Origin of the sequence: Histidinibacterium lentulum, from assembly GCF_003789055.1 — a bacterium.
Classification (GTDB): domain Bacteria; phylum Pseudomonadota; class Alphaproteobacteria; order Rhodobacterales; family Rhodobacteraceae; genus Oceanicola; species Oceanicola lentulus.
On sequence record NZ_ML119084.1, the window covers coordinates 324,457 to 346,170 of the forward strand.

Annotated in this window: 34 protein-coding genes; 3 read left to right on the plus strand and 31 right to left on the minus strand. The window is 67.4% G+C overall.

Features of this window, described 5'->3' with window-relative positions; translation table 11 throughout:
- Positions 1-43: 43 nt before the first annotated feature.
- From EAT49_RS09895 to rpmC, 14 genes are all read right to left on the minus strand, one after another.
- On the minus strand, positions 44-691 hold the full coding sequence (locus EAT49_RS09895) for an adenylate kinase (RefSeq protein WP_123642153.1): 648 nt from the start codon (positions 689-691) through the stop codon (positions 44-46).
- A complete protein-coding gene (gene secY, locus EAT49_RS09900) occupies positions 688-2,061 on the minus strand; it encodes a preprotein translocase subunit SecY (RefSeq protein ID WP_246003814.1) in 1,374 nt (457 codons plus the stop codon). The genes EAT49_RS09895 and secY overlap by 4 nt, the downstream gene beginning before the upstream one ends.
- Before the next feature lie 104 nt (positions 2,062-2,165).
- Positions 2,166-2,642, minus strand: coding sequence for a 50S ribosomal protein L15 (gene rplO, locus EAT49_RS09905; RefSeq protein WP_123642154.1), 477 nt, complete (start codon positions 2,640-2,642; stop codon positions 2,166-2,168).
- Between the two features lie 299 nt (positions 2,643-2,941).
- The gene (gene rpmD / locus EAT49_RS09910) at positions 2,942-3,130 is read right to left on the minus strand and encodes a 50S ribosomal protein L30 (protein ID WP_123642155.1); all 189 of its coding nucleotides are present in this window, start codon (positions 3,128-3,130) and stop codon (positions 2,942-2,944) included.
- A 3-nt stretch (positions 3,131-3,133) separates the two neighbouring features.
- Positions 3,134-3,730, minus strand: a complete 597-nt coding sequence (rpsE, locus tag EAT49_RS09915; protein WP_123642156.1) for a 30S ribosomal protein S5 — start codon at positions 3,728-3,730, stop codon at positions 3,134-3,136.
- A 191-nt stretch (positions 3,731-3,921) separates the two neighbouring features.
- On the minus strand, positions 3,922-4,281 hold the full coding sequence (gene rplR / locus EAT49_RS09920) for a 50S ribosomal protein L18 (protein ID WP_123642157.1): 360 nt from the start codon (positions 4,279-4,281) through the stop codon (positions 3,922-3,924).
- A 13-nt stretch (positions 4,282-4,294) separates the two neighbouring features.
- Positions 4,295-4,828, minus strand: a complete 534-nt coding sequence (gene rplF / locus EAT49_RS09925) for a 50S ribosomal protein L6 (RefSeq protein ID WP_123642158.1) — start codon at positions 4,826-4,828, stop codon at positions 4,295-4,297.
- A 10-nt stretch (positions 4,829-4,838) separates the two neighbouring features.
- The gene (gene rpsH, locus EAT49_RS09930) at positions 4,839-5,231 is read right to left on the minus strand and encodes a 30S ribosomal protein S8 (RefSeq protein WP_123642159.1); all 393 of its coding nucleotides are present in this window, start codon (positions 5,229-5,231) and stop codon (positions 4,839-4,841) included.
- Between the two features lie 13 nt (positions 5,232-5,244).
- Positions 5,245-5,550, minus strand: a complete 306-nt coding sequence (gene rpsN, locus EAT49_RS09935; protein ID WP_123642160.1) for a 30S ribosomal protein S14 — start codon at positions 5,548-5,550, stop codon at positions 5,245-5,247.
- Positions 5,551-5,561: 11 nt separating this feature from the next.
- Positions 5,562-6,122 carry a 50S ribosomal protein L5 gene (gene rplE / locus EAT49_RS09940; RefSeq protein WP_123642161.1) on the minus strand — a complete coding sequence of 187 codons (561 nt, stop codon included), beginning with the start codon at positions 6,120-6,122 and terminating at the stop codon, positions 5,562-5,564.
- Positions 6,122-6,430, minus strand: a complete 309-nt coding sequence (rplX, locus tag EAT49_RS09945; protein ID WP_123642162.1) for a 50S ribosomal protein L24 — start codon at positions 6,428-6,430, stop codon at positions 6,122-6,124. Before rplX ends, rplE begins: the two co-directional genes overlap by 1 nt.
- Positions 6,430-6,798, minus strand: a complete 369-nt coding sequence (gene rplN, locus EAT49_RS09950) for a 50S ribosomal protein L14 (RefSeq protein ID WP_107975769.1) — start codon at positions 6,796-6,798, stop codon at positions 6,430-6,432. The genes rplX and rplN overlap by 1 nt, the downstream gene beginning before the upstream one ends.
- Positions 6,799-6,871: 73 nt before the next feature.
- Positions 6,872-7,102, minus strand: a complete 231-nt coding sequence (rpsQ, locus tag EAT49_RS09955; RefSeq protein ID WP_123642163.1) for a 30S ribosomal protein S17 — start codon at positions 7,100-7,102, stop codon at positions 6,872-6,874.
- 2 nt (positions 7,103-7,104) lie between these two features.
- Positions 7,105-7,314: a 50S ribosomal protein L29 gene (rpmC, locus tag EAT49_RS09960; RefSeq protein WP_123642164.1), complete on the minus strand. Its 210-nt coding sequence runs from the start codon at positions 7,312-7,314 to the stop codon at positions 7,105-7,107.
- A 204-nt stretch (positions 7,315-7,518) separates the two neighbouring features.
- Between rpmC and EAT49_RS09965 the strand changes: the two genes are divergently transcribed.
- Together EAT49_RS09965 and EAT49_RS09970 are read left to right on the plus strand one after the other, a co-directional pair.
- On the plus strand, positions 7,519-7,743 hold the full coding sequence (locus EAT49_RS09965; protein WP_123642165.1) for an AbrB/MazE/SpoVT family DNA-binding domain-containing protein: 225 nt from the start codon (positions 7,519-7,521) through the stop codon (positions 7,741-7,743).
- Positions 7,744-7,748: 5 nt separating this feature from the next.
- Positions 7,749-8,147, plus strand: coding sequence for a type II toxin-antitoxin system death-on-curing family toxin (locus EAT49_RS09970; RefSeq protein WP_123642166.1), 399 nt, complete (start codon positions 7,749-7,751; stop codon positions 8,145-8,147).
- Here EAT49_RS09970 and EAT49_RS09975 read toward each other — a convergent pair.
- Positions 8,128-8,748, minus strand: coding sequence for a TIGR02466 family protein (locus EAT49_RS09975; protein WP_123642167.1), 621 nt, complete (start codon positions 8,746-8,748; stop codon positions 8,128-8,130). The genes EAT49_RS09970 and EAT49_RS09975 overlap by 20 nt on opposite strands.
- 108 nt (positions 8,749-8,856) lie before the next feature.
- Here EAT49_RS09975 and EAT49_RS09980 point away from each other — a divergent pair, with 108 nt between their 5' ends.
- Positions 8,857-9,582, plus strand: coding sequence for a lysozyme family protein (locus tag EAT49_RS09980; protein WP_246003815.1), 726 nt, complete (start codon positions 8,857-8,859; stop codon positions 9,580-9,582).
- Positions 9,583-9,878: 296 nt separating this feature from the next.
- On the opposite strand, the gene rplP is transcribed toward EAT49_RS09980, so the two are convergent.
- The 16 genes from rplP to EAT49_RS10060 all read right to left on the minus strand — a co-directional run bounded on the left by rplP (position 9,879) and on the right by EAT49_RS10060 (position 21,568).
- Entirely contained in the window at positions 9,879-10,292 is a 414-nt protein-coding gene (gene rplP / locus EAT49_RS09985) for a 50S ribosomal protein L16 (RefSeq protein ID WP_123642168.1), read from the minus strand.
- 12 nt (positions 10,293-10,304) lie between these two features.
- On the minus strand, positions 10,305-11,024 hold the full coding sequence (gene rpsC / locus EAT49_RS09990) for a 30S ribosomal protein S3 (protein ID WP_123642169.1): 720 nt from the start codon (positions 11,022-11,024) through the stop codon (positions 10,305-10,307).
- Positions 11,024-11,404 carry a 50S ribosomal protein L22 gene (gene rplV, locus EAT49_RS09995; RefSeq protein WP_123642170.1) on the minus strand — a complete coding sequence of 127 codons (381 nt, stop codon included), beginning with the start codon at positions 11,402-11,404 and terminating at the stop codon, positions 11,024-11,026. The genes rpsC and rplV overlap by 1 nt, the downstream gene beginning before the upstream one ends.
- 5 nt (positions 11,405-11,409) lie before the next feature.
- Positions 11,410-11,688: a 30S ribosomal protein S19 gene (rpsS, locus tag EAT49_RS10000; protein ID WP_123642171.1), complete on the minus strand. Its 279-nt coding sequence runs from the start codon at positions 11,686-11,688 to the stop codon at positions 11,410-11,412.
- Positions 11,689-11,691: 3 nt separating this feature from the next.
- Positions 11,692-12,534, minus strand: a complete 843-nt coding sequence (gene rplB / locus EAT49_RS10005) for a 50S ribosomal protein L2 (protein ID WP_123642172.1) — start codon at positions 12,532-12,534, stop codon at positions 11,692-11,694.
- 166 nt (positions 12,535-12,700) lie between these two features.
- Positions 12,701-12,997: a 50S ribosomal protein L23 gene (locus EAT49_RS10010; RefSeq protein ID WP_123642173.1), complete on the minus strand. Its 297-nt coding sequence runs from the start codon at positions 12,995-12,997 to the stop codon at positions 12,701-12,703.
- Complete coding sequence (rplD, locus tag EAT49_RS10015; protein ID WP_123642174.1) at positions 12,994-13,611, minus strand: 50S ribosomal protein L4; 618 nt, start codon at positions 13,609-13,611, stop codon at positions 12,994-12,996. Before rplD ends, EAT49_RS10010 begins: the two co-directional genes overlap by 4 nt.
- On the minus strand, positions 13,608-14,480 hold the full coding sequence (rplC, locus tag EAT49_RS10020) for a 50S ribosomal protein L3 (RefSeq protein ID WP_123642175.1): 873 nt from the start codon (positions 14,478-14,480) through the stop codon (positions 13,608-13,610). Before rplC ends, rplD begins: the two co-directional genes overlap by 4 nt.
- A 14-nt stretch (positions 14,481-14,494) precedes the next feature.
- Positions 14,495-14,809, minus strand: coding sequence for a 30S ribosomal protein S10 (gene rpsJ / locus EAT49_RS10025; RefSeq protein WP_123642176.1), 315 nt, complete (start codon positions 14,807-14,809; stop codon positions 14,495-14,497).
- Between the two features lie 151 nt (positions 14,810-14,960).
- Positions 14,961-16,136, minus strand: coding sequence for an elongation factor Tu (tuf, locus tag EAT49_RS10030; RefSeq protein WP_123642177.1), 1,176 nt, complete (start codon positions 16,134-16,136; stop codon positions 14,961-14,963).
- A gap of 83 nt (positions 16,137-16,219) precedes the next feature.
- Positions 16,220-18,361, minus strand: coding sequence for an elongation factor G (gene fusA / locus EAT49_RS10035; protein ID WP_123642178.1), 2,142 nt, complete (start codon positions 18,359-18,361; stop codon positions 16,220-16,222).
- Between the two features lie 38 nt (positions 18,362-18,399).
- Complete coding sequence (gene rpsG, locus EAT49_RS10040) at positions 18,400-18,870, minus strand: 30S ribosomal protein S7 (RefSeq protein ID WP_123642179.1); 471 nt, start codon at positions 18,868-18,870, stop codon at positions 18,400-18,402.
- A 13-nt stretch (positions 18,871-18,883) separates the two neighbouring features.
- On the minus strand, positions 18,884-19,255 hold the full coding sequence (rpsL, locus tag EAT49_RS10045; protein WP_005621086.1) for a 30S ribosomal protein S12: 372 nt from the start codon (positions 19,253-19,255) through the stop codon (positions 18,884-18,886).
- A gap of 280 nt (positions 19,256-19,535) precedes the next feature.
- Positions 19,536-20,375 carry a glycosyltransferase gene (locus EAT49_RS10050; protein ID WP_123642180.1) on the minus strand — a complete coding sequence of 280 codons (840 nt, stop codon included), beginning with the start codon at positions 20,373-20,375 and terminating at the stop codon, positions 19,536-19,538.
- A gap of 60 nt (positions 20,376-20,435) precedes the next feature.
- Positions 20,436-21,248 (minus strand): glycosyltransferase, encoded by an 813-nt coding sequence (locus EAT49_RS10055; RefSeq protein ID WP_123642181.1) that lies wholly within the window; start codon positions 21,246-21,248, stop codon positions 20,436-20,438.
- A gap of 59 nt (positions 21,249-21,307) precedes the next feature.
- Positions 21,308-21,568 carry an acylphosphatase gene (locus EAT49_RS10060; RefSeq protein WP_123642328.1) on the minus strand — a complete coding sequence of 87 codons (261 nt, stop codon included), beginning with the start codon at positions 21,566-21,568 and terminating at the stop codon, positions 21,308-21,310.
- Positions 21,569-21,714 lie beyond the last annotated feature (146 nt).

A 21,714-nucleotide genomic window follows, 5' to 3' on the forward strand; every position in this document is an offset into this window, starting at 1 on the left:
ACCCCCTGTCAACCGGTTTTCGTCACGGTCCGCAGCGGCCGGTTCAGGCGTCGAGGATGCCCGCGATCTGGGCCGCCACGGCATCCATCTCCGCCATGCCATCGACGGGCCGCAAAAGGCCCTTGACGTGGTAGTAGCCGAGGAGGGGAGAGGTCTGCTTGTAATAGGCGAAAAGGCGCGTGGTGAGCGCCTCGGCGGTGTCGTCGGCGCGGCGCTTGAACTCGGTGCCGCCGCAGACGGTGCACTTGCCGTCCGAGGGGATCGGCTTCGTGATGTCGTTGTAGACCTCGCCGCAGTTGGCGCAGGTGGAGCGCGCCGAGATCCGGTCCACCAGTTCCTCGTCGCGGATCTGCATCTCGATGACGTGGTCGATGGTCTCGCCGGTCTCCGACATGAGCGCCGACAGCGCGTCGGCCTGGGCCAGCGTGCGGGGAAAGCCGTCGAAGATGTAGCCGCCACCGGACCCGCCGTCCGTCAGCTTCTCCCGGATCAGGCCGATCACGATCTCGTCGGTGACGAGGTCGCCGCGGTCCATCACCTCCGCCACGATGCGCCCCATCTCGGTGCCGCTGGTGCGAGCCTCGCGCAGCATGTCCCCGGTGGAGAGCTGCACCATGGCGCGCTCGTCGACGAGGCGCCGCGCCTGCGTGCCCTTTCCGGCCCCCGGCGGGCCCAGCAGAATGATGTTCATCGCCGCGCGGGCCCTTTCCGTGTCTTCTGTCCCTTGCCGCTGCGTCTTCCGCGCAGCTGGCTCTTCTCGATCAGGCCCTCGTACTGGTGCGCGAGGAGATGCGATTGCACCTGCTGGATCGTGTCCATGCCCACCGACACGATGATCAGGATCGAGGTGCCGCCGAAATAGAACGGAATGGCCAGTTCGGTCCGCAGGATCTCGGGCAGCAGCGCCACGAGGGCGAGGTAGCCCGACCCGACCACGAGGATGCGCGTCACCACGTAGTCGAGATATTCCGCCGTCCGCTTCCCCGGTCGGATGCCGGGGATGAAGCCGTTCTGGTTCTTCAGGTTCTCGGCCACGTCGTCGACCTTGAAGGCGACTTCCTTGGTGTAGAAGAAGGTGAAGAAGATGATCATCGCGCCGAAGAAGACCAGGTAGGCGGGCTGGCCGGGGCCGAAATAGGCGAGGATCGTGGACATCACGGGCCCTGCGTTCTCGCCGCCCGAGAAGGTGGAGATCGTCGTGGGCAGCAGGAGCAGCGCCGAGGCGAAGATCGCCGGGATGACGCCCGCCGGGTTCACCTTGATCGGCAGGTGACTGTTGCCGCCGTCGTAGACCTTCATCCCCACCTGGCGGCGGGGATACTGGATATGGATCTTCCTCAGCGCGCGTTCCATGAACACGACGAAGGTCAGCACCACCACGAGCATCACCAGCACGCCGATGATCACCGCGGGCCCGATCGCGCCCGAGCGGCCCTGCGCGAAGAACTGCGCCAGCGCCGCGGGGATCTCGGCGATGATGCCGACGAAGATGATCAACGAGATGCCGTTGCCGACGCCGCGGGCGGTGATCTGTTCGCCCAGCCACATCAGGAACATCGTGCCGCCCACGAGGGTGATCACAACCGCGGCGCGGAAGAACAGCCCGGGATCGGAGGCCAGATCCCCCGCCTCGAGGCTGACGGCAAGGCCGTAGGCCTGGAATGTCGCCAGGATCACCGTGCCGTAGCGCGTGTACTGGTTGAGCTTCTTGCGCCCCTGCTCGCCTTCCTTCTTCAGCTGCTTCCACGGCTCGTACATCGCGCCCATGAGCTGCACGATGATCGAGGCGGAGATGTAGGGCATGATGCCGAGGGCGAAGATGCCCATGCGGCCCAGGGCGCCGCCGGTGAACATCGACAGCACGCCGCCGAGGCCCGCAGCCGCCTCGTCCATGAAGGATCGCAGCGCGTCTCCGTCGATGCCGGGGACGGGAATGTAGGTGCCGACCCGGTAGACGATCAGAAGACCGATGGTGAAGAGGATGCGTTGCCTGAGCTCGGTGGCCCTGCCGAAGGCCCCCCAGCTCATGTTCGACGCCATTTGCTCTGCTGCAGATGCCATGGACGCTCTTTCCTAGGACTGCGCGCAGGCGCCGGCGGGCGTCGTCGGCGGCGCGCATCAAGACAGGCAAGGATGTAAGGGGCGCCGCGCGCCCCCACAACCCGTTAAGCGGCTTCGGTCTCGGAAGCCCGTGCCGTCACGGTCAGCGTGCCGCCGGCCTTCTCCACCGCTTCCGCTGCCCCGGCAGAGGCGCCGGTCACGGTGATGGAGACCTTCGAGGTCAGCTCGCCCTTGGCGAGAAGGCGGATGCCGTCGAGGCGCCGCCGCACGAGGCCGCTGTCCACGAGCTCGGTCTCGGTGATCTCGGTGCCGAGCTTGCCCGCGTCGATGAACTTCTGGATCAGGCCCAGGTTCACGATCGCGTAGGACTTGCGGTTCGGCTTGTTGAAGCCGCGCTTCGGCAGGCGCTGGTAGAGCGGCATCTGGCCGCCCTCGTAGCCCTTGATCGCGACGCCCGAGCGGGACTTCTGGCCCTTGATGCCGCGGCCGCCCATCTTTCCCTTGCCGGAGCCGGGGCCGCGGCCGACGCGCATGCGCTTCTTGGTTGCGCCCGGATTGTCGCGCAGTTCGTTCAGTTTCATGTCGCTTCTCCTTGCCGGAAGACCGCCCCGAAGCGAACGAGAGCGGCACACGGCGTGACGTATGGTTGAATCGGATGGCACGGGGCCACCGGCGGCGCATAGCGAAAAGCGGCGCGCGGTGCAAGCGCGCCTCTCAGAGAGGCCTCCCGGCTCCCGGACCGGGACGCCCCGCGGTGCCGTCCCCGCCCCTTTTCCCGGACGAGACGCCGCGACCTCGGCCGCAAAATCGGCACACGGAAAAGCCCCGAGCCCGTCACCGGGCCGGGGCTTTCGACGTTCGGAAAGGTCGGGAGCGGGGCTCAGCCGCGCTCTTCGACGATCTCCACCAGATGCGGGATCTTCGCCACCATGCCGCGCACGGCGGGGGTGTCCTCGAGTTCGCGGGTCCGGTGCATCTTGTTCAGCCCGAGGCCGATCAGCGTCTGGCGCTGCTTGGCGGGGCGGCGGATCGGGCTGCCGATCTGCTTGACGACGATGGTCTTGGCCATGACTTACGCGTCCTCCGAAACCTGGCTCTGCGCGGCGGGGGATTCGTCCCGCTTCGGCAGGATGTCCGCCACCTTCTTGCCGCGCCGCTGGGCGACGTTGCGGGGGCTCTGCTGGCGGGTGAGGCCGTCGAGCGTGGCGTGGATCATGTTGTAGGGGTTCTGCGAGCCGATGGACTTCGCCACCACGTCCTGCAGGCCCAGCATCTCGAACACGGCGCGCATCGGGCCGCCGGCGATGATGCCCGTCCCCTGCGGCGCGGTGCGCATGACGACCTTGCCCGCGCCGTGGCGGCCGTAGCCGTCGTGGTGCAGGGTCCGGCCCTCACGGAGAGGGACGCGGATCATCTTGCGGCGGGCCTGTTCGGTCGCCTTGCGGATCGCCTCGGGGACCTCCTTGGCCTTGCCCTTGCCGAAGCCCACGCGGCCCTTCTGGTCGCCCACGACGACAAGCGCCGCGAAGCCGAAGCGCTTGCCGCCCTTCACTGTCTTCGACACCCGGTTGATCGCCACGAGGCGATCGGCGAATTCGGGAGCCTCCTCGCGGTCGCGGCGTCCGCGGCCGCCGTCGCGTCCGCCATCTCTGTTCGGTTCTCTGGCCATGCGGCCTCCGTTCCTTCGCGGGCGAGGTCGCCCTGGTTGTCCAACCGCGGTGAGCGCGCGGCTCCCCGGTCATCGAGGCGGCATCGGCCGCCTACGCTTATCCATAAGCCGGGCTGAAGCCCGGCCTACGCATTTTCTCGATCCCCGTCGCCGGGGCGAAGAGGTAGGCCGGGCTTCAGCCCGGCCATGCCTTACAACTTCAGCCCGCCTTCGCGCGCTGCATCGGCGAGGGCCTTGACCTTGCCGTGGTAGAGGAACCCGCCCCGGTCGAAATAGGCCTCCGTCACGCCGGCGGCCTTGGCACGCTCGGCGATCGCGGCGCCCACCTTGGCGGCGGCTTCCACGTTGTTCTTGCCCACCACGCCGAGATCCTTCTCGAGCGAGGAGGCCGCGGCGAGCGTCACGCCCGCCACGTCGTCGATCAGCTGGACGCTGATGTTCTTGTTCGAGCGGTGCACGCTCAGGCGCGGACGCCCTGCATTCACCCGGCGAAGCTTGTTCCGGACGCGCAGGCGGCGCTTGATGAACAAGGTGCGCTTGTTGTTGGCCATCTCTGTCCCGTCCTTACTTCTTCTTGCCTTCCTTGCGGAAGATATACTCGCCCAAGTAGCGGATGCCCTTGCCCTTGTAGGGCTCCGGCGCGCGCCATTCGCGGATGTTCGCGGCGACCTGTCCGACCTGCTGCTGATCCGTGCCCTCGACGATGACCTGGGTCACCTTCGGGGCCGTGATCGTCACGCCCTCGGGCACGTCGAAGTTCACGTCGTGGCTGTAGCCCAGGTTCAGCTTCAGGGTGTTGCCCTGCATCTGCGCGCGGTAGCCCACGCCCTGGATCTCCAGTTCCTTCCTGAAGCCCTCGGTCACGCCCTGCACGCAGTTCGCGACCTGCGTGCGGGACATGCCCCACTGCTGGCGCGCGCGCTTGGACTTGCCGCGGGGCTCCACCCGGATCTCGCCGTCGGCGACGGTCAGGGTCACGTCGTCGGTGGCGGTGAAGCTGCGGGTGCCCTTGGGACCCTTCACCTCGATCGTCTGGCCGGAGACACTGGCCTCGACGCCCGAGGGCAGCTCGACCGGCTTCTTTCCAATACGAGACATCGGTCCCTCCTCAGAATACCTGGCAGAGCACCTCTCCGCCGACATTGGCGGAGCGGGCGTTTGCATCTGTCATGACACCGCGGGACGTCGAGACGATCGACACGCCGAGGCCCTGGCGGACCTGGGGCAGGTCGTTGCAGGCCATGTAGACGCGGCGGCCGGGCTTGGAGACGCGCTTGAGGTCCCGGATCACCGGGGTGCCCTCGTAGTACTTCAGCGAGATCTCGAAGGCCGGGTGGCCGTTCTTGTCGGTCGTCTTCTCGTAGCCTCGGATGTAGCCCTCGTCCTTGAGCACGTCGAGCACCCAGCCACGCAGCTTGGAGGCCGGCGTGGAGACGGTGGACTTGTGGCGCATCTGTCCGTTGCGGATGCGGGTCAGCATATCGCCGATGGGATCGTTCATGTCCTGCCCTCCCTTACCAGCTCGACTTCACGAGGCCGGGGATCTGACCCTGGCTGCCGAGCTCGCGCAGGGCGATCCGGCTCATCTTCAGCTTGCGGTAATAGGCGTGGGGACGCCCCGTCAGCTGGCAACGGTTGTGAAGACGGGTGGGAGAGGAGTTCCGGGGCAGCTCGGCCAGCTTCAGCCGGGCCTTGAACCGCTCTTCCATCGGTTGATCTGTGTCGGTCGCGATCTTCTTGAGAGCCGCGCGCTTGGCCGCGTATTGCGCGACCAGGCGCTGGCGCTTCTTCTCGCGTTCGATCATGGATTTCTTTGCCATGGTCCTGGTCCTTACGCGTTGAACGGCATGTTGAACGCCTTGAGCAAAGCCTTGCCCTCGGCGTCGGTCTTGGCGTCGGTCACGATGATCACATCGATGCCCCACACCTCGTCGACCTTGTCGAAGTTGATCTCGGGGAACACGATGTGCTCCTTGATGCCCATGGCGAAGTTGCCGCGCCCGTCGAAGCTGGGCTTCACGCCGCGGAAGTCGCGGATGCGGGGCATCGCCACGGTGATCAGGCGGTCGAGGAACTCGTACATGCGGTCGCCGCGCAGGGTGACCTTGGCACCGAGCGGCATGTCCTCGCGGACGCGGAAGCCCGCGATGGACTTCTTCGCCTTGGTGATGACGGCCTGCTGACCGGCGATCAGGGTCAGATCGTCGGCCGCGGATTTCGCCTTCTTGCTGTCCTTCACCGCCTCGGCGCCGGCGCCGATGTTCAGCACGATCTTCTCGAGCCGGGGCGCCATCATCGGGTTCGAATAGCCGAACTCCTCGACCAGCGCGGGCTTGATCGTCTCGCGGTAGAGAGCCTTGAGGCGGGGGGTGTAGGTGGCCTGGTCGAGCATCAGATCGTCTCCCCGGTTGTCTTGGCGTACCGGACCTTCTTGCCCTCGTCGTCGAACCGGAAGCCCACGCGCGTCGGCTTGTCGTTGCCGTCGAGCAGCGCGAGGTTCGACAGGTGGATCGGCATCGCCTTCGGCGTGCGGCCGCCCTGGCTGGTCTGGGACTGGCGCTGGTGACGGATCGCGATGTTCACGCCGTCGACGACGGCCTTGCCGTCCTTCGGCAGGACCTGGGAGACCTCACCGGTCTTGCCCTTGTCCTTGCCGGCGAGCACGACGACCTTGTCGCCCTTCTTGATCTTCGCGGCCATCAGAGCACCTCCGGAGCGAGCGAGATGATCTTCATGAAGTTCTTCGCGCGCAGCTCGCGCACCACGGGTCCGAAGATCCGGGTGCCCACGGGCTCGTTGTTGTTGTTGAGGATGACCGCGGCGTTGCGGTCGAAGCGGATCGCGGTGCCGTCCTCGCGGCGCACTTCCTTCGCGGTGCGCACGACGACGGCCTTGCGGACGTCGCCCTTCTTCACGCGGCCGCGCGGGATCGCTTCCTTGACGGAGACGACGATGATGTCGCCGACCGAGGCGTAACGGCGGTGGGAGCCGCCGAGCACCTTGATGCACTGAACCTTCCGGGCTCCGGAATTGTCAGCGACATCCAGATTGGTCTGCATCTGGATCATTCAGGTTCTCCCGACCTATGGGGGCTGTTCTTCTGGTTGGCCCCCAGGGTTTCGTCGAACCGGGTGTCAAAGCCTACTGGGCGATGACCTCCCAGCGTTTGGTCTTCGATTTCGGGGCGCATTCGATGATGCGCACGGTGTCGCCCACGTTGAACGTCTCGTTCTCGTCATGGGCGCGGTATTTCTTCGACTTCCGCACGGTCTTCTGCAGAAGCGGGTGCTTGAAGCGGCGCTCGACCGAAACGGTGACGGTCTGCTTGTTCTGCGTCGAGGTGACGGTGCCGGACAGGATACGCTTGGGCATGATCAGGCCTCCGTGCCGGCGGCCGCGCGGGCCTTTTCGTTCAGGATGGTCTTCACCCGGGCCACGTCGCGGCGGACGCTGCGCATGCGGGCGGTGTTCTCGATCTGGCCGGTGGCCTGCTGGAAACGCAGGTTGAAGGCCTCTTTCTTGAGGGCGACAAGCTGGTCGCGGAGCTCGTCCGGAGTCTTGTCGCGCAGGTCTGCGGCGGTCATTGCCTCGTCCTTCGTCGTTGCAACATCACCGGAAGGCCCCAGACGTTTGGTTCTGGGTCACCCTGATTCCCGGTGGAGGTGGGATGAGCGGCGTCCATAGGCCATTGCATCCGACATGGCAACAGGGCGTTGTGCTCCGGCGCCCGATTGTGGACTTGGGCCCCGGCATGCGTATATGTCGCAGGTTGCCCGGAGGCATGGCCGATGATCGAGACCAAGGTTCGCAGGATCGGCGAGACCGCCGTGATGACCCTCACACCGGAAATGCTCACCCTCCTCAAGATCGCGGAGGGCGACACGATCTACCTGGTCCAGAGCGGGGACGGGACCCTCAGGATACTCGCCTCCGATCCCGATGTCGCCGCGGCGCTGGAGGCGGCCGAGACCGTGATGGACGAGAACCGCGACCTCCTCCAGAAGCTCGCCTGAGAGCGATGGAGCCCGCCCGGGTGCCCCTGGCCGCCGTCGTGGCGATCCACGACCGGCAGATCGCGCGCCATGGCGGCGCGGCGGGCCTTCGAGACGGGACGCTTCTCGAAGCGGCCGCCGACCGGCCGCGAAACCGGTTCTTCTATGGAGAGACCGATCTCTTTGCCCTTTCCGCCGCTTATGCTTTCGGGATCGCCAAGGCGCACGCCTTCGTGGACGGGAACAAGCGGACGGCCTTCGTGACGGCGGCCGCCTTCCTGAGGCTGAACGGCCATGCATTCAGGCCGGACCCGGACGAGGGTCTCCGGATGATGGAGGGACTGGCCGCGGGCGAGATTTCCGAGGAGGAATTCCGGAACTGGTTGCAGTCCGGAGCGACCCCGCTCACCCCCACCGATAATTGAAGCTGACGCTGATCCGGTCGTCCTCGGCCTGGTTCATCGGCACCTCGTGGCGCAGCCAGCTTTCCCAGAGGAGCACGTCGCCCGGATCCGTGGGCACCGACACGAAGGTCTTGAGCTCCTCGGGCACCGTCTTCAGCCGCGGGGGCGCGGCCATCATCATCGGCAGGCGCGGATCCTCGAGCTTCAGCGCGCTCGTGCCCTCGGGCATGGCGACGTAGGTCGTGCCGGAGATCACCGAATGGGGGTGGATGTGGCTGCCGTGGCTGCCGCCCTCGGGCAGGATGTTGATCCAGATGTCCTCGAGCTCCAGCCCCTTGTCCCCGAGATCGAAGGCGAGATCCTGCGCGAAGGCCGCGACATGGGCGTCGAGGCATCTGACCAGCTCCGCGAAGACCGGAAACCGCCAGGGCAGGTCGGTCAGCGAGGCATAGGAGGTGTAGCCCGGATAGCCGTTCTCGTCGCACCAGTCCTGCCCCGCCTCGTCGTCCTCGGCGATGGAATAGCAGGAGGCACGCAGCTCCCGTTCGTCCACCGCCGGGGCGTGGTCGGAAAGGCGCGCGCGGTAGAGGCGGGTCGCGAAGAGCGAGCGGATCTGGGCCATGGCGCCGCTCTAGCCGCTGGCGCGGACACGCGAAAGCCCCTGCCGGCGGTCAAGCGAATCTCAACGCTTCGCGGTCATGGTCCCCGGCAGGGCGACACGGGGGCGCGGATGACGGGGTGGACAGGGGGTTGGCTCGCGGCGTGGCTGGGCCTCTGCGTCTGGGCGATGGCGGCGGCGGCGCAGGGTCCGTCGCTCTTCGCGGCGGCCGGCGCCGTACGGTCGGACAGCGTCGCGGCGGCGGGACCCAGCACCTTCATCGGGCAGGATGCCGCCGGGTTCTTTGCGCCCTGGCCGGACCGCGCCCCTGCCCCGCTCCGGCAGGCCGCGGCGCCCCTGTCGGGCGGGGGCGGGCCGGTGGCGCGGCTGCGCGACCTCATCGCGGCGGCGGAGGCGGGGCCGGCGGGCTATGACGCGGTGCAGCACGGCGCCCGCATCCGCCCGCCCGCGCCGCCGACGCGGCTCACGATCGGGCAGATCGACGACTGGATCAGGGCGACGCCCGGCCAGCCCCATGCGATCGGGCGTTACCAGTTCATCCCGCCCACCTTCCGGCGGCTGGTGCGGCAGCTCGGCCTGCCCCGGGACGCCCCGTTCTCGCCCGCGGTGCAGGACCGGATGGCCGATATCCTGCTGGTGGAGGCGGGGCTCGAGAGGTTCCTCGCGGGCGAGATCGGGCGCGTCGACTTCATGAACCGCCTCGCCCGGGTCTGGGCGGGCCTGCCCACCTCCTCGGGCCGCAGCCATTATCACGGCTACGCCGGGAACCGCGCGACAAAGAGCTGGGCGGAGTTTCACGGCGCGATGACGGCGATCTTCCCGGGATCGCGGGCGTGAGGGGCGATGGTCCGGGACGACCGGACAAGGGATGGCCGGGCTGAACCCCGGCCTACGAAGGTGACGGGGGATCGGGCCGCGAGCGCGCCGCGGACCGCACGGGACGTAGGCCGGGCTTGAGCCCGGCCTGCCGAGGTGACCTCGGGCATGGGGCTGGAGCGCGCCCCGGGCCGGGCGAAAGGAGGCCGGGCTTGAGCCCGGGCCCGGCCTCGCCATCGCGCCCCCAACGAAAAGCCCCCGGCGGTCTCCCGCCGGGGGCCAAATCCTGAACCGGGGTCCGAAGGCCCCCGGGCCGCTTACCAGTCCTCGCGCACCACGGTGCGGGTCTTGATCGGCAGCTTCATCGCGGCAAGGCGCAGGGCCTCGCGGGCGATGTCCTCGTTCACGCCGTCGATCTCGAACATGATCCGGCCCGGCTTGACCTTGCAGGCCCAGTAATCGACCGAGCCCTTGCCCTTGCCCATCCGGACCTCGACCGGCTTCGACGTGACCGGCAGGTCCGGGAAGATCCGGATCCACACCCGGCCCTGACGCTTCATGTGGCGCGTCATGGCCCGGCGGGCGGCCTCGATCTGACGGGCGGTGACCCGCTCGGGCTGCAGGGCCTTGAGCCCGTAGGTCCCGAAGTTGAGGTCGGAGCCACCCTTGGCCTCGCCGCTGATCCGGCCCTTGTGGGCCTTGCGGAACTTCGTACGTTTCGGTTGAAGCATCTGTCCTACTCCTTACCGGTCGCCGCGACGGCCGCCGCCGGCGCCGCGCGGGGCGGGCCCGTCCTGCAGCTCCTGCGCCTTGCGGTCGCGTGCCTGGGGATCGTGCTCCATGATCTCGCCTTTGAAGATCCAGACCTTGATCCCGATGATGCCGTAGGGGGTCACGGCCTCGGAATGCGCATAATCGATATCCGCGCGCAGCGTGTGCAGCGGAACGCGACCCTCGCGGTACCATTCGGTCCGGGCGATCTCGGCGCCGCCGAGACGGCCCGCCACGTTGACCCGGATGCCGAGGGCACCCATGCGCATGGCGTTCTGAACCGCCCGCTTCATCGCGCGCCGGAAGCTGACCCGCCGCTCGAGCTGCTGGGCGATGCTCTCGCCCACCAGGGCCGCGTCCAGTTCGGGCTTGCGCACCTCGACGATGTTCAGGTGCAGCTCGCTCGCGGTCATCTTGGCCAGCTTCTTGCGCAGCGTCTCGATGTCCGCGCCCTTCTTGCCGATGATGACGCCCGGGCGGGCGGTGTGGATCGTGACGCGGCACTTGCGGTGCGGACGCTCGATGATCACGCGGCTGATGCCCGCCTGCTTGCACTCCTTCTTGATGAACTCGCGGATCTTCAGATCCTCGAGCAGAAGGTCGCCGTACTCCTTGGTGTCGGCATACCAGCGGCTGTCCCAGGTGCGGTTGACCTGGAGGCGCATCCCGACGGGATTGACCTTGTTACCCATTAGGCTTGCTCCTCGACCTGACGCACCTTGATGGTGATTTCCGCGAACGGCTTCATGATCCGGCCGAACCGGCCACGGCCACGGGGACGTCCGCGCTTGAGCGTGAGGTTCTTGCCGACCCAGGCCTCCGCGACGATCAGTTCGTCGACGTCGAGCCCGTGGTTGTTCTCGGCGTTCGCGATCGCCGATTGCAGGCACTTCTTCACGTCGCCGGCAATGCGGCGCTTGGAGAAGGTCAGGTCCGTGAGGGCCTTGTCCACCTTCTTCCCGCGGATCATCGCGGCGACCAGGTTCAGCTTCTGCGGGCTGGTCTTCAGCATCCGCGTTTTCGCCATCGCCTCGTTCTCGGCGACGCGGCGGGGGTTCTTTTCCTTGCCCATGACGCTTATTTCCGCTTCGCTTTTTTGTCGGCCGCGTGACCGTAATAGGTCCGCGTCGGCGCGTATTCGCCGAACTTCTGGCCGATCATGTCTTCGGTGACGTTGACGGGGATGTGCTTGTGGCCGTTGTAGACGCCGAAGGTCAGGCCCACGAACTGGGGCAGGATCGTCGAGCGGCGGGACCAGATCTTGATGACGTCGTTGCGGGTCGACTCGCGGGCCTTCTCGGCCTTCTTGAGAACGTAGGCGTCGACGAACGGGCCTTTCCAGACAGAACGGGACATGGATTACCGGCCTTTCTTGCGGGCGTGCCGCGAACGGATGATGAGCTTCTGGCTCGCCTTCTTCTTGTCCCGGGTCCGCTTGCCCTTGGTCGGCACACCCCAGGGGGTGACCGGGTTCCGGCCGCCCGAGGTGCGGCCTTCGCCGCCGCCGTGCGGGTGGTCCACCGGGTTCATGACGACGCCGCGGACGGAGGGACGCTTGCCATAGTGGCGCATCCGGCCGGCCTTGCCGAAGTTCTGGTTCGAGTTGTCGGGGTTCGACACGGCGCCCACGGTCGCCATGCATTCCTGCCGCACCAGCCGCAGCTCGCCCGAGCTGAGACGGATCTGGGCATAGCCGCCGTCCCGGCCCACGAACTGGGCATAGGTGCCGGCGGCCCGGGCGATCTGGCCGCCCTTGCCCGGCTTCATCTCCACGTTGTGGACGATGGTGCCGATGGGCATGCCGGAGAAGGGCATCGCGTTGCCCGGCTTGATGTCGACCCGGGCGCCCGAGATGATCTTGTCGCCCACGGCGATCCGCTGCGGCGCGAGGATATAGGCCTGCTCGCCGTCGGTATACTGGATCAGCGCGATGAACGCGGTCCGGTTCGGATCGTACTCGATGCGGACGACGACCGCTTCGACGTCGTGCTTCGTGCGCTTGAAATCGACGATGCGGTAGAGACGCTTCGCGCCCCCGCCACGGCGACGCATGGTGATCCGTCCGGTGTTGTTCCGGCCCGCCTTCTTCGTCAGGCCCTCGGTGAGGGACTTGACGGGGCGGCCTTTCCAAAGCTCCGAACGGTCGATCAGAACCAGCCCGCGCTGGCCAGGCGTCGTCGGTTTGTACGACTTGAGTGCCATGATTACTGTCTTTCCGTTTGCTTTGCGGGACACCGCACCTGCGGGTCCGGTCGATGAAGGGCCCCGAAGGTCCCCGGTTCAAGACAGGTGCGCTGCACCCGTCCTTCGCCTGTGCGGCAAATCGAACGGCCCCGGGGATGCCGGGGCCGCGCGATGGGGCCTCGTATTAGAGGCCCGTGCTCACGTCAATGGCATTGCCCTCTTCGAGCGTCACATAGGCTTTCTTCACGTCCTTGCGGCGTCCGGGCTTGCCCCGGAACCGCTTGGTCTTGCCCTTGGTGATGGTCGTGTTCACGGCCTTCACCTTGACCCCGAAGAGCGACTCGACCGCCTCCTTGATGAGCGGCTTGGTCGCGTCGGGCGCCACCTCGAAGACGACGGCGCCCTGTTCGGAGGCCATGGTCGACTTCTCGGTGATCACGGGCTTCAGGATCACGTCGTAATGCGCAGGGGTTGCGGTCATTTCAGTCGTGCCTCCAGGGCTTCGACACCCGCCTTGGTGAGCACGAGCGTGTCACTGCGGAGGATGTCGTAGACGTTGGCGCCCATGGAGGGCAGCACGTCCACGGTTTCGATGTTGCGCGCGGCGCGGGCAAAGCCCTCGTTGACCTCCGCCCCGTCGATGACGAGCGCGCGCTTCCAGCCGAGGTTCTTCAGCTGCCTGGCGAGCACGGCGGTCTTGCCTTCGGTCGCGGCGGCCTCGATCACGACGAGCTCGCCCGCCCTGGCCTTGGCCGAGAGCGCATGCTTGAGGCCCAGCTTGCGGAACTTCTTCGTCAGCTCGTGGCCGTGGCTGCGCGGGACGGGGCCCTTGTAGACGCCGCCCTTGCGGAAGATCGGGGCATTCCGGTCACCGTGACGCGCGCCGCCGGTGCCCTTCTGCTTGTAGATCTTCTTGGTCGAGTAGCTGGTCTCGCGGCGGGTCTTCACCTTGTGGGTGCCCTGCTGCGCGTTGTTGCGCTGCCAGCGGACCACGCGGTGCAGGATGTCGGCGCGCGGCTCGAGGCCGAACAGGGCCTCGTCGAGCTCGACCGACCCGGCGCTGCCGCCGTCGAGGGTGATCACGTCGAGTTTCATTCCTCACCGTCCTTCTTTTCGGGCTCCGACTTGTCGGTGTCCGCACCTTCTTCGGCGATCTCCGCCTTTGCTTCCTCGAGCGCGGCCTCCTGGGCGGCGGCCTCCTCGGCCAGACGCGCCTCCTCGGCGGCCTTCGCCTCGGCCTCGGCCTGGGCCGCGGCCTCCTCGGCGAGGCGCCGCGCCTCGTCGGCTGCGGATTTCAGCGCCGCCGGGTAGATCACGTTCTCGGGCACGGGCTTCTTGACCGCGTCCTTGACGGTGACCCAGCCGCCTTTCGAGCCGGGCACCGCGCCCTTGACCATGATGATGCCACGGTCGGCGTCGGTGCGGATCACCTGCAGGTTCTGCGTGGTGACGCGCACGGCGCCCATGTGGCCGGCCATCTTCTTGCCCTTGAACACCTTGCCGGGGTCCTGGCACTGGCCGGTGGAGCCGTGGGAGCGGTGGCTGATCGACACGCCGTGCGACGCGCGCAGACCGCCGAAGTTGTGCCGCTTCATGGCGCCCTGAAAGCCCTTGCCGATCGACGTGCCGGACACGTCGACATACTGGCCCTCGAAATAGTGGTCCGCGGTGATCTCCTCGCCGACCTCGATCAGGTTCTCGGGGGCGACGCGGAATTCCGCAATCTTCCGCTTCGGCTCGACGCTGGCCTTGGCGAAATGGCCGCGCAGGGCCGCGGTGGTCCGCTTGGCCTTCGCGGTGCCCGCGCCAAGCTGGACGGCGGTGTATCCGTCACGGTCGGCGGTCCGCTGGGCCACGACCTGCAGCTTGTCGAGCTGCAGCACGGTGACCGGGATCTGCCGCCCGTCTTCCTGGAAGATCCGCGTCATGCCGATCTTCTTTGCGATGATTCCAGAGCGCAACATGGCTGGTGCCCCCCTCAGACCTTGATCTCGACGTCGACGCCGGCGGCGAGGTCGAGCTTCATCAGCGCGTCCACCGTCTGGGGCGTCGGATCCACGATGTCGAGAAGCCGCTTGTGGGTGCGGATCTCGAACTGGTCGCGGCTCTTCTTGTCGATGTGAGGTCCCCGCAGAACGGTGAACTTCTCGATCTTGTTGGGCAGCGGGATCGGTCCGCGGACGCTGGCGCCGGTGCGCTTGGCGGTCTGGACGATCTCGTGGGTGGAGGCGTCGAGCACCCGGAAATCGAAGGCCTTGAGCCTGATCCGGATATTCTGGCTTTGAACTGCCATGGGGGAAGCCTTTCGCGGCATCTTTCCGAAAGAGGTGGACCGGCGGAATTGCCTCGGGCCACGTATCGGTCTTCTTGCGTGACGGGCGCCCCCCGCGGAGGGCGCCCCTGACTGTCGCGGGGGGCGGGGTCGGACCCGCCCTGCCCGGTCGTTACTGCAGGATCTTCGAGACCACGCCGGCGCCGACGGTGCGGCCGCCCTCGCGGATGGCGAAGCGCAGGCCGTCCTCCATCGCGATCGGCGCGATCAGCTCCACCTCGAACTTCAGGTTGTCGCCCGGCATCACCATCTCCGTGCCCTCGGGCAGCGTCACCGTGCCGGTCACGTCCGTCGTCCGGAAATAGAACTGCGGCCGGTAGTTCGCGAAGAACGGCGTGTGGCGGCCGCCCTCCTCCTTCGTCAGGATGTAGGCCTCGGCCTCGAACTTCGTGTGCGGCTTCACCGAGCCGGGCTTGCAGAGAACCTGCCCCCGCTCGACGCCCTCACGGTCGATGCCGCGCAGAAGCGCGCCGATGTTGTCGCCCGCCTCGCCGCGATCGAGAAGCTTGCGGAACATCTCCACGCCCGTGCAGGTCGTCTTCTTCGTGTCGCGGATGCCCACGATCTCGATCTCGTCGCCCACGTTGATCACGCCGCGCTCGACCCGGCCCGTCACCACCGTGCCCCGGCCCGAGATCGAGAACACGTCCTCGATCGGCATCAGGAACGGCATGTCGATCGCCCGCTCCGGCGTCGGGATGTACTCGTCCACCGCCGCCATCAGCTTGCGGATCGCTTCCTCGCCGATCGCGGGCTCCGTCCCGTTCATCGCGTGCAGCGCCGAGCCCGGGATCACCGGGATGTCGTCGCCGGGATAGTCGTAGGAGGACAGAAGCTCCCGGATCTCCATCTCGACGAGCTCCAGGAGCTCCGCATCATCGACCTGGTCGACCTTGTTCATGAACACGACCATCGCCGGGATGCCCACCTGGCGGCCCAGCAGGATGTGCTCGCGCGTCTGCGGCATCGGGCCGTCGGCGGCGTTCACCACGAGGATCGCGCCGTCCATCTGCGCGGCACCGGTGATCATGTTCTTCACGTAGTCGGCGTGGCCGGGGCAGTCGACATGGGCGTAGTGGCGCGAGTCGGTCTCGTATTCCACATGCGCCGTCGAGATCGTGATCCCGCGGGCCTTCTCCTCCGGCGCGCCGTCGATCTGGTCGTAGGCGCGGAAGTCGCCGAAATACTTCGTGATCGCCGCCGTCAGCGTCGTCTTGCCGTGGTCCACGTGACCGATCGTGCCGATGTTCACATGCGGCTTGTTGCGGGCGAACTTTTCCTTGGCCATGGGTGGCTCCTTATGGTCGGATCGGTGGGTTCGAAACCCACCCTACGGGTTATGGGTAGGGTGGGGTTTCACCCCACCACCCGTCATGCGTATTTGGCCTGGATCTCTTCCGAGATGTTCTGCGGCACCGGCTCGTAGTGGTCGAAGAGCATGGTGAACTGGGCCCGGCCCGACGACATCGACCGCAGCGTGTTGATGTAGCCGAACATGTTGGCCAGCGGCACGAAGGCGTTGATCACGTTGGCGTTGCCGCGCGTGTCCTGCCCCTGCACCATGCCGCGCCGCGAGGTCAGGTCGCCGATGATGCCACCCGTGTATTCCTCGGGGGTCACCACCTCGACCTTCATGATCGGCTCGAGCAGCTGCGCGCCGGCCCGCTTGAGGCCCTCGCGCATGCACATCCGGGCGGCGATCTCGAAGGCGAGCACCGACGAGTCCACGTCGTGGAACTTGCCGTCCAGCAGCGCCACCTTGAAGTCGATCACCGGGAAGCCGGCGAGCGGACCGGAGTCCATGACCGACTTGATGCCCTTCTCGACGCCGGGGATGTATTCCTTGGGCACGGCCCCGCCGACGATGCGGCTCTCGAAGGAGTAGCCCTCGCCCGGCACGGTCGGCGCGATCTCCAGCTTGACCTCGGCGAACTGGCCCGAGCCGCCCGACTGCTTCTTGTGTGTGTAGGTGTGCTCGATCTTGTTGCGGATGGTCTCGCGGTAGGCCACCTGCGGCGCACCGATGTTGGCCTCGACCTTGAACTCGCGCTTCAGCCGGTCGACGAGGATGTCGAGGTGAAGTTCGCCCATGCCCTTCATGATGGTCTGGCCGCTCTCGATGTCGGTCTCGACGCGGAAGGACGGGTCCTCGGCGGCAAGCCGCTGCAGGCCCTGGGACATCTTCTCCTGGTCGGCCTTCGTCTTCGGCTCCACGGCGATCTCGATGACCGGATCGGGGAAGGTCATGGTTTCCAGCACGACCTGCTTCTGCGCATCGCAGAGCGTGTCGCCGGTGGTGGTGTCCTTCAGGCCCGCGATGGCGATGATGTCGCCCGAGCCCGCCCAGTCGATCTCCTCGCGGGAGTTCGAGTGCATCATCATCATCCGGCCGATGCGCTCTTTCTTGCCCTTGGTGGAGTTCAGGACCGAGTCGCCCTTCTTCATCATGCCCGAATAGATCCGGGTGAAGGTCAGCGAGCCCACGAAGGGGTCGTTCATGATCTTGAACGCGAGACCGGCGAACGGCTCGTCGTCGCCGGGGCGCCGCTCGATGTTGCGGGTCTCGGTCTCGTCATCGGGGCTGAAGCCCATGTAGGGCGGCACGTCGAGCGGACCGGGCAGGTAGTCGATCACCGCGTTGAGCATGGGCTGCACGCCCTTGTTCTTGAACGCGGAGCCGCAGAGAACGGGCACGAAGGACATCGACAGCGTCCCCTTGCGGATCAGCGACCGCAGCGTCGCCTCGTCGGGCTCCACGCCCTCGAGGTACTTCTCCATCGCGTCGTCGTCCATGTCGACCGCAGTCTCGATGAGCGTCGCGCGCCATTCATCGGCGAGGTCCTTCAGGTCGTCGCGGATCTCCTGCACGACCCAGGAGGCACCGAGATCCTCGCCCTTCCAGACCCATTCCTTCATGGTCACGAGGTCGATCAGGCCCTCGAGCTGATCCTCGGCCCCGATGGGCAGCTGGATCGGCGCCGGGGTCGCCCCGGTCCGGTCCTTGATCATCCGCACGCAGTTGAAGAAGTCCGCGCCGATCTTGTCCATCTTGTTGACGAAGACGATGCGCGGCACCTTGTAGCGGTCGGCCTGGCGCCAGACGGTCTCGGTCTGCGGCTCGACCCCGGCGTTGGCGTCGAGCACGGCGACGGCACCGTCCAGCACGGCGAGCGAGCGCTCCACCTCGATGGTGAAGTCGACGTGGCCGGGCGTGTCGATGATGTTGAAGCGGAACCGGGCCTCCTCGGGCGTGTCGCCGTAGATGCCGGTCGGGTTCTTGCCGTCCTCGGTGCGGAACCAGAAGGTGGTCGTCGCCGCCGAGGTGATCGTGATGCCCCGCTCCTGCTCCTGCTCCATCCAGTCCATGGTTGCGGCGCCTTCGTGCACCTCACCCATCTTGTGGGACTTGCCGGTGTAATACAGGATCCGCTCGGTCGTCGTGGTCTTGCCGGCGTCGATATGCGCCATGATCCCGAAATTCCGGTAGCGCGTGAGGGGGTAGTCGCGTTGCATCGTGATCGCTCCAGAGGCGAGGAATGGGGGCTGGCCGGTTACCAGCGGTAGTGGCTGAACGCCTTGTTGGCATCGGCCATCTTGTGGGTGTCTTCGCGCTTCTTCACGGCGGTGCCGCGGCCCTGCACGGCGTCGATCAGTTCACCGGCAAGCCGCTCTTCCATGGTGTTCTCGTTCCGCTTCTTGGCGGCGTCGATCATCCAGCGGATCGCCAGCGCCTCGCGGCGCTCGGGGCGGACCTCGACGGGCACCTGGTAGGTGGCGCCGCCGACCCGGCGGGAGCGGACCTCGACCGACGGCTTGATGTTGTCGAGCGCCTCGTGGAACACCTCGACGGGCGCCTTCTTCAGGCGGCCCTCGACGCGCTCGAACGCGTTGTAGACGATCTTCTCGGCGACGGATTTCTTGCCGTCCACCATCAGGTTGTTCATGAACTTGGTCAGAACCTTGTCGCCGTACTTGGCGTCGGGAAGGATCTCGCGCTTTTCGGCGGCGTGACGACGGGACATCTTGGGTCTCTCCTTACTTCGGCCGCTTCGCGCCGTATTTCGACCGGCGCTGCTTGCGGTCCTTCACGCCCTGGGTATCCAGAACGCCGCGCAGGATGTGGTAGCGGACGCCGGGAAGGTCCTTCACCCGGCCGCCACGGATCAGGACCACCGAGTGCTCCTGAAGGTTGTGGCTCTCACCGGGGATGTAGCTGATCACCTCGAAGCCGTTGGTCAGACGGACCTTGGCCACCTTCCGCATGGCCGAGTTCGGCTTCTTCGGCGTGGTGGTGTAGACCCGGGTGCAGACGCCGCGCTTCTGCGGGCACTGCTCCAGGTGCATCGACTTGGACCGTTTGACTTTGGGCTGCCGCGGCTTGCGGATCAGCTGCTGGATCGTTGGCATAGGGCTCGCTTCCCGTTTCCTGTCTTCATGCGCGGGCCCCGGGGCGCCGCCGTTCATCTTCTTCCTGTCGCGCCGCACGCGTCCGCAAAGCGCAAAGAACCGCAGGCGGTCCCTCCGGGGACCGGTGCGGTGGGTCTTCAGAGGATCGGGGCGCCGTAGCGGGCCCGGATCATGACCACGAAACCTTGATTTACCGCCGCGGCACGCAGGGCGCCCCGGCAGGGTGCGCGCGTCTTAGGGGGAATCGGGGGGGTTGTCAACAAGCGCCCCTGGCGCCGCCTCAGCCCGCGGACCGCCACGCCGCCAGCGCCGCCTCGAAGCCCGGCAGATCGAGCCCGAAGGTGCCCGCGGCAAGGCCGCGCAGTTCCTCCTCGCCCGCCTGCCACCGGTCAACCCGGTCCCAGCGCCGCGCGAGGTCGCTGGCGTTGTCCTCGTGCGCCCCCCGCACATACATCGGCGGAAACGGCATGAGAAGCTCCGGCATCGTCTTCCACAGCCGGGTGTGGTTGGCGTCGAGCAGGCTGGCCTCGTCATCGGGCGTCCGGTAGGTCACCAGACCCGGCGTCCAGTGCTGGGCGATCACCGGGGCAAGGTCGATCCCGGCAGGCGTCGCCCGCAGCAGGATCCCGCGGGAGAAGTCCACCGCAACCCTGGGCCGCATGGCGTAGAGCTGCCGCACATGCCGGAACACCATCCGTGCCCGCGCCACGAAGATGTCCGCCACCGCGTCGTCATCGTCGAGCCGGAACTCCGCGACCGCATGGGCCCCGGGCTCGCGATGGGCGCGCATGGCGTCCCGGCAGACCTCCCGGTGCACGCCGCCCTCGGGCAGGAACAGCGGCACGATCTGCGGCACATCCGCCACCAGCGCCTCCAGCCGCGCGCGCCATTCGGCAGGCAGGCCCTCGCCCGCCAGCAGGATCAGCCGGAAATCGGGGTCGGTCTGACGGCGCAGGCAGGGCAGCGCCACATGCTCGAACCACAGGAACCGCAGCGCCAGACGCCGCGGCGCATAGAGCCGCGCCCTCAGCGCCTCCAGCGTTTCCCCGCCGTCGTCGAACGCCCCCGGCGCCGACGGGTAGGAAAACCGGCACAGCCCCAGGACCTGTAGTCTCTCCATCGCTCTCCCCCGTCCGCCCGGGCGAGGCTAGGCGGGCGCGTCGCCCGCGGCAAGCGGCGGTCAGAGCGCGGCAAGCGCCTGCCGGAACGCGGGCAGATCGACGGCGAACCGGCTCTTCAGGATGCGCCGCACCGCGGGCTGGCCCATCTTCAGCGTGATCCCCTCGCGGCGGTTCACGAGGCTGTCGTTGGTCCCGTGCGCGCCGCGCAGGAACATCATCACCTCGGGACGCGACACGCAGGGCATCCGCCACCAGACCCGGTGATGGGGATAGTCCATGAGCGCGGTCGGCTCGGACGGCGGGTAGATCAGGCACAGCCCCGCCGCCCAGGCCCGCGCCACCAGGGGATGCAGCGCGAGGCCCTCCGGACCCGCCTCGACCACGAGGCCGCGCTGGTAGTCGAGCAGCGCCGAGCCGTGCTCCTCCGCGAGCCCCCGGACATGGGCCGCGAAATCCCGGCGCGCGCGCTCCACGAAATCCACCGCCACCGCGTCGTCGTCGTCGAGCCGGAACTCCGCGACCCAGTCCGCATCCTGGTCCCGCGCCTCCATCAGCACCTCCCGGCAGACGGCGCGGTGATTCATCGGCGGTCGGAACACCGGCACGATCTGCCGCACCTCGCCCACCGCCTCGAGAAGCCGCCCGCGCCAGGGCTCGGGCAGGTCCTCGCCCAGCAGCAGGAGCAGCGTGAAATCCGGATCGGTCTGGGCGCGGATCGCGGGCAGCAGGATGTGCCGGAACCACATCAGCCGCAGGTCGAGCCGTTCGGGCGCGAAAAGCGCGGCCTTCCGCGCCGCGAGGTCGGCATGGGACGTCTGGAAGTCCGCGAGCGCGGGATAGGAAAAGCGGCAGAGACCGAGAAGCTGGAGCATGACGCCACGCTAGGGAAACCGCGCGGCCCGGGAAACCGGTTTCGCGCGCCGGTCCGGTCTCAGGGCCGGATCGCGAAACCCTCGCAGCCGGTGGCCTCGCAGGGGACCGCCGCCACGCGGTCCACCTTGGCGGCGGCGGGCCCCTCCCTCAGCGCCCCGACGAAGGCGTCCACGTCGGTCTCCGACCCCTCGGCATGGGCGAGCACGCTCATGTCCGCGTGGTTGCGCACCCATCCCGCGACGCCGAGGCGGCGCGCGGTCTGCACGGTCCAGGCGCGGAAGCCCACGCCCTGCACCCGGCCGGTGACGCGAATGTCCATGGCTTTCATCTCTTCCACCTCCCCTCGCTCAACTCTGCGCCGCCCCGCGCCGTTCCGTCCAGCCGGTTCGGGCAAGCGCCTCTTTCCGGCTTCATCTGGCCGGAAATACTCCGGGGGGCCGGCGGGGCCCCGCCCCGCCGGATCGG

Coding starts and splice junctions, on each gene's coding strand:
- tuf (WP_123642177.1), bottom strand. CDS start 16,136: ATGGCCAAGGAAAAGTTCGCCCGCAACAAGCCGCATGTGAACATCGGC.
- rplN (WP_107975769.1), bottom strand. CDS start 6,798: ATGATCCAGATGCAGACCAATCTGGATGTCGCTGACAATTCCGGAGCC.
- rpsC (WP_123642169.1), bottom strand. CDS start 11,024: ATGGGTAACAAGGTCAATCCCGTCGGGATGCGCCTCCAGGTCAACCGC.
- rpsE (WP_123642156.1), bottom strand. CDS start 3,730: ATGGCCAGAGAACCGAACAGAGATGGCGGACGCGACGGCGGCCGCGGA.
- rplB (WP_123642172.1), bottom strand. CDS start 12,534: ATGGCACTCAAGTCGTACAAACCGACGACGCCTGGCCAGCGCGGGCTG.
- rplO (WP_123642154.1), bottom strand. CDS start 2,642: ATGAAACTGAACGAACTGCGCGACAATCCGGGCGCAACCAAGAAGCGC.
- EAT49_RS10060 (WP_123642328.1), bottom strand. CDS start 21,568: ATGGACATTCGCGTCACCGGCCGGGTGCAGGGCGTGGGCTTCCGCGCC.
- EAT49_RS09975 (WP_123642167.1), bottom strand. CDS start 8,748: ATGGCCCAGATCCGCTCGCTCTTCGCGACCCGCCTCTACCGCGCGCGC.
- rplE (WP_123642161.1), bottom strand. CDS start 6,122: ATGCTCGACCAGGCCACCTACACCCCCCGCCTCAAGGCTCTCTACCGC.
- secY (WP_246003814.1), bottom strand. CDS start 2,061: ATGGCATCTGCAGCAGAGCAAATGGCGTCGAACATGAGCTGGGGGGCC.
- EAT49_RS09965 (WP_123642165.1), top strand. CDS start 7,519: ATGATCGAGACCAAGGTTCGCAGGATCGGCGAGACCGCCGTGATGACC.
- rplX (WP_123642162.1), bottom strand. CDS start 6,430: ATGGCCGCGAAGATCAAGAAGGGCGACAAGGTCGTCGTGCTCGCCGGC.
- rplV (WP_123642170.1), bottom strand. CDS start 11,404: ATGGGCAAGGAAAAGAACCCCCGCCGCGTCGCCGAGAACGAGGCGATG.
- rplP (WP_123642168.1), bottom strand. CDS start 10,292: ATGCTTCAACCGAAACGTACGAAGTTCCGCAAGGCCCACAAGGGCCGG.
- rpsN (WP_123642160.1), bottom strand. CDS start 5,550: ATGGCAAAGAAATCCATGATCGAACGCGAGAAGAAGCGCCAGCGCCTG.
- EAT49_RS10055 (WP_123642181.1), bottom strand. CDS start 21,248: ATGCTCCAGCTTCTCGGTCTCTGCCGCTTTTCCTATCCCGCGCTCGCG.
- rpsQ (WP_123642163.1), bottom strand. CDS start 7,102: ATGCCCAAGCGTATCCTGTCCGGCACCGTCACCTCGACGCAGAACAAG.
- rpsL (WP_005621086.1), bottom strand. CDS start 19,255: ATGCCAACGATCCAGCAGCTGATCCGCAAGCCGCGGCAGCCCAAAGTC.
- rpmC (WP_123642164.1), bottom strand. CDS start 7,314: ATGACCGCCGCAGACCTGCGCGACAAGACTCCGGACGAGCTCCGCGAC.
- rpsJ (WP_123642176.1), bottom strand. CDS start 14,809: ATGGCAGTTCAAAGCCAGAATATCCGGATCAGGCTCAAGGCCTTCGAT.
- EAT49_RS10050 (WP_123642180.1), bottom strand. CDS start 20,375: ATGGAGAGACTACAGGTCCTGGGGCTGTGCCGGTTTTCCTACCCGTCG.
- EAT49_RS09895 (WP_123642153.1), bottom strand. CDS start 691: ATGAACATCATTCTGCTGGGCCCGCCGGGGGCCGGAAAGGGCACGCAG.
- EAT49_RS10010 (WP_123642173.1), bottom strand. CDS start 12,997: ATGACCGCAACCCCTGCGCATTACGACGTGATCCTGAAGCCCGTGATC.
- rplC (WP_123642175.1), bottom strand. CDS start 14,480: ATGTTGCGCTCTGGAATCATCGCAAAGAAGATCGGCATGACGCGGATC.
- rplR (WP_123642157.1), bottom strand. CDS start 4,281: ATGGCCAACAACAAGCGCACCTTGTTCATCAAGCGCCGCCTGCGCGTC.
- EAT49_RS09980 (WP_246003815.1), top strand. CDS start 8,857: ATGACGGGGTGGACAGGGGGTTGGCTCGCGGCGTGGCTGGGCCTCTGC.
- rplD (WP_123642174.1), bottom strand. CDS start 13,611: ATGAAACTCGACGTGATCACCCTCGACGGCGGCAGCGCCGGGTCGGTC.
- rpsG (WP_123642179.1), bottom strand. CDS start 18,870: ATGTCCCGTCGTCACGCCGCCGAAAAGCGCGAGATCCTTCCCGACGCC.
- rplF (WP_123642158.1), bottom strand. CDS start 4,828: ATGTCTCGTATTGGAAAGAAGCCGGTCGAGCTGCCCTCGGGCGTCGAG.
- EAT49_RS09970 (WP_123642166.1), top strand. CDS start 7,749: ATGGAGCCCGCCCGGGTGCCCCTGGCCGCCGTCGTGGCGATCCACGAC.
- rpsS (WP_123642171.1), bottom strand. CDS start 11,688: ATGTCCCGTTCTGTCTGGAAAGGCCCGTTCGTCGACGCCTACGTTCTC.
- fusA (WP_123642178.1), bottom strand. CDS start 18,361: ATGCAACGCGACTACCCCCTCACGCGCTACCGGAATTTCGGGATCATG.
- rpsH (WP_123642159.1), bottom strand. CDS start 5,231: ATGAACGATCCCATCGGCGATATGCTGACCCGCATCCGCAACGGACAG.
- rpmD (WP_123642155.1), bottom strand. CDS start 3,130: ATGGCCAAGACCATCGTCGTCAAGCAGATCGGCAGCCCGATCCGCCGC.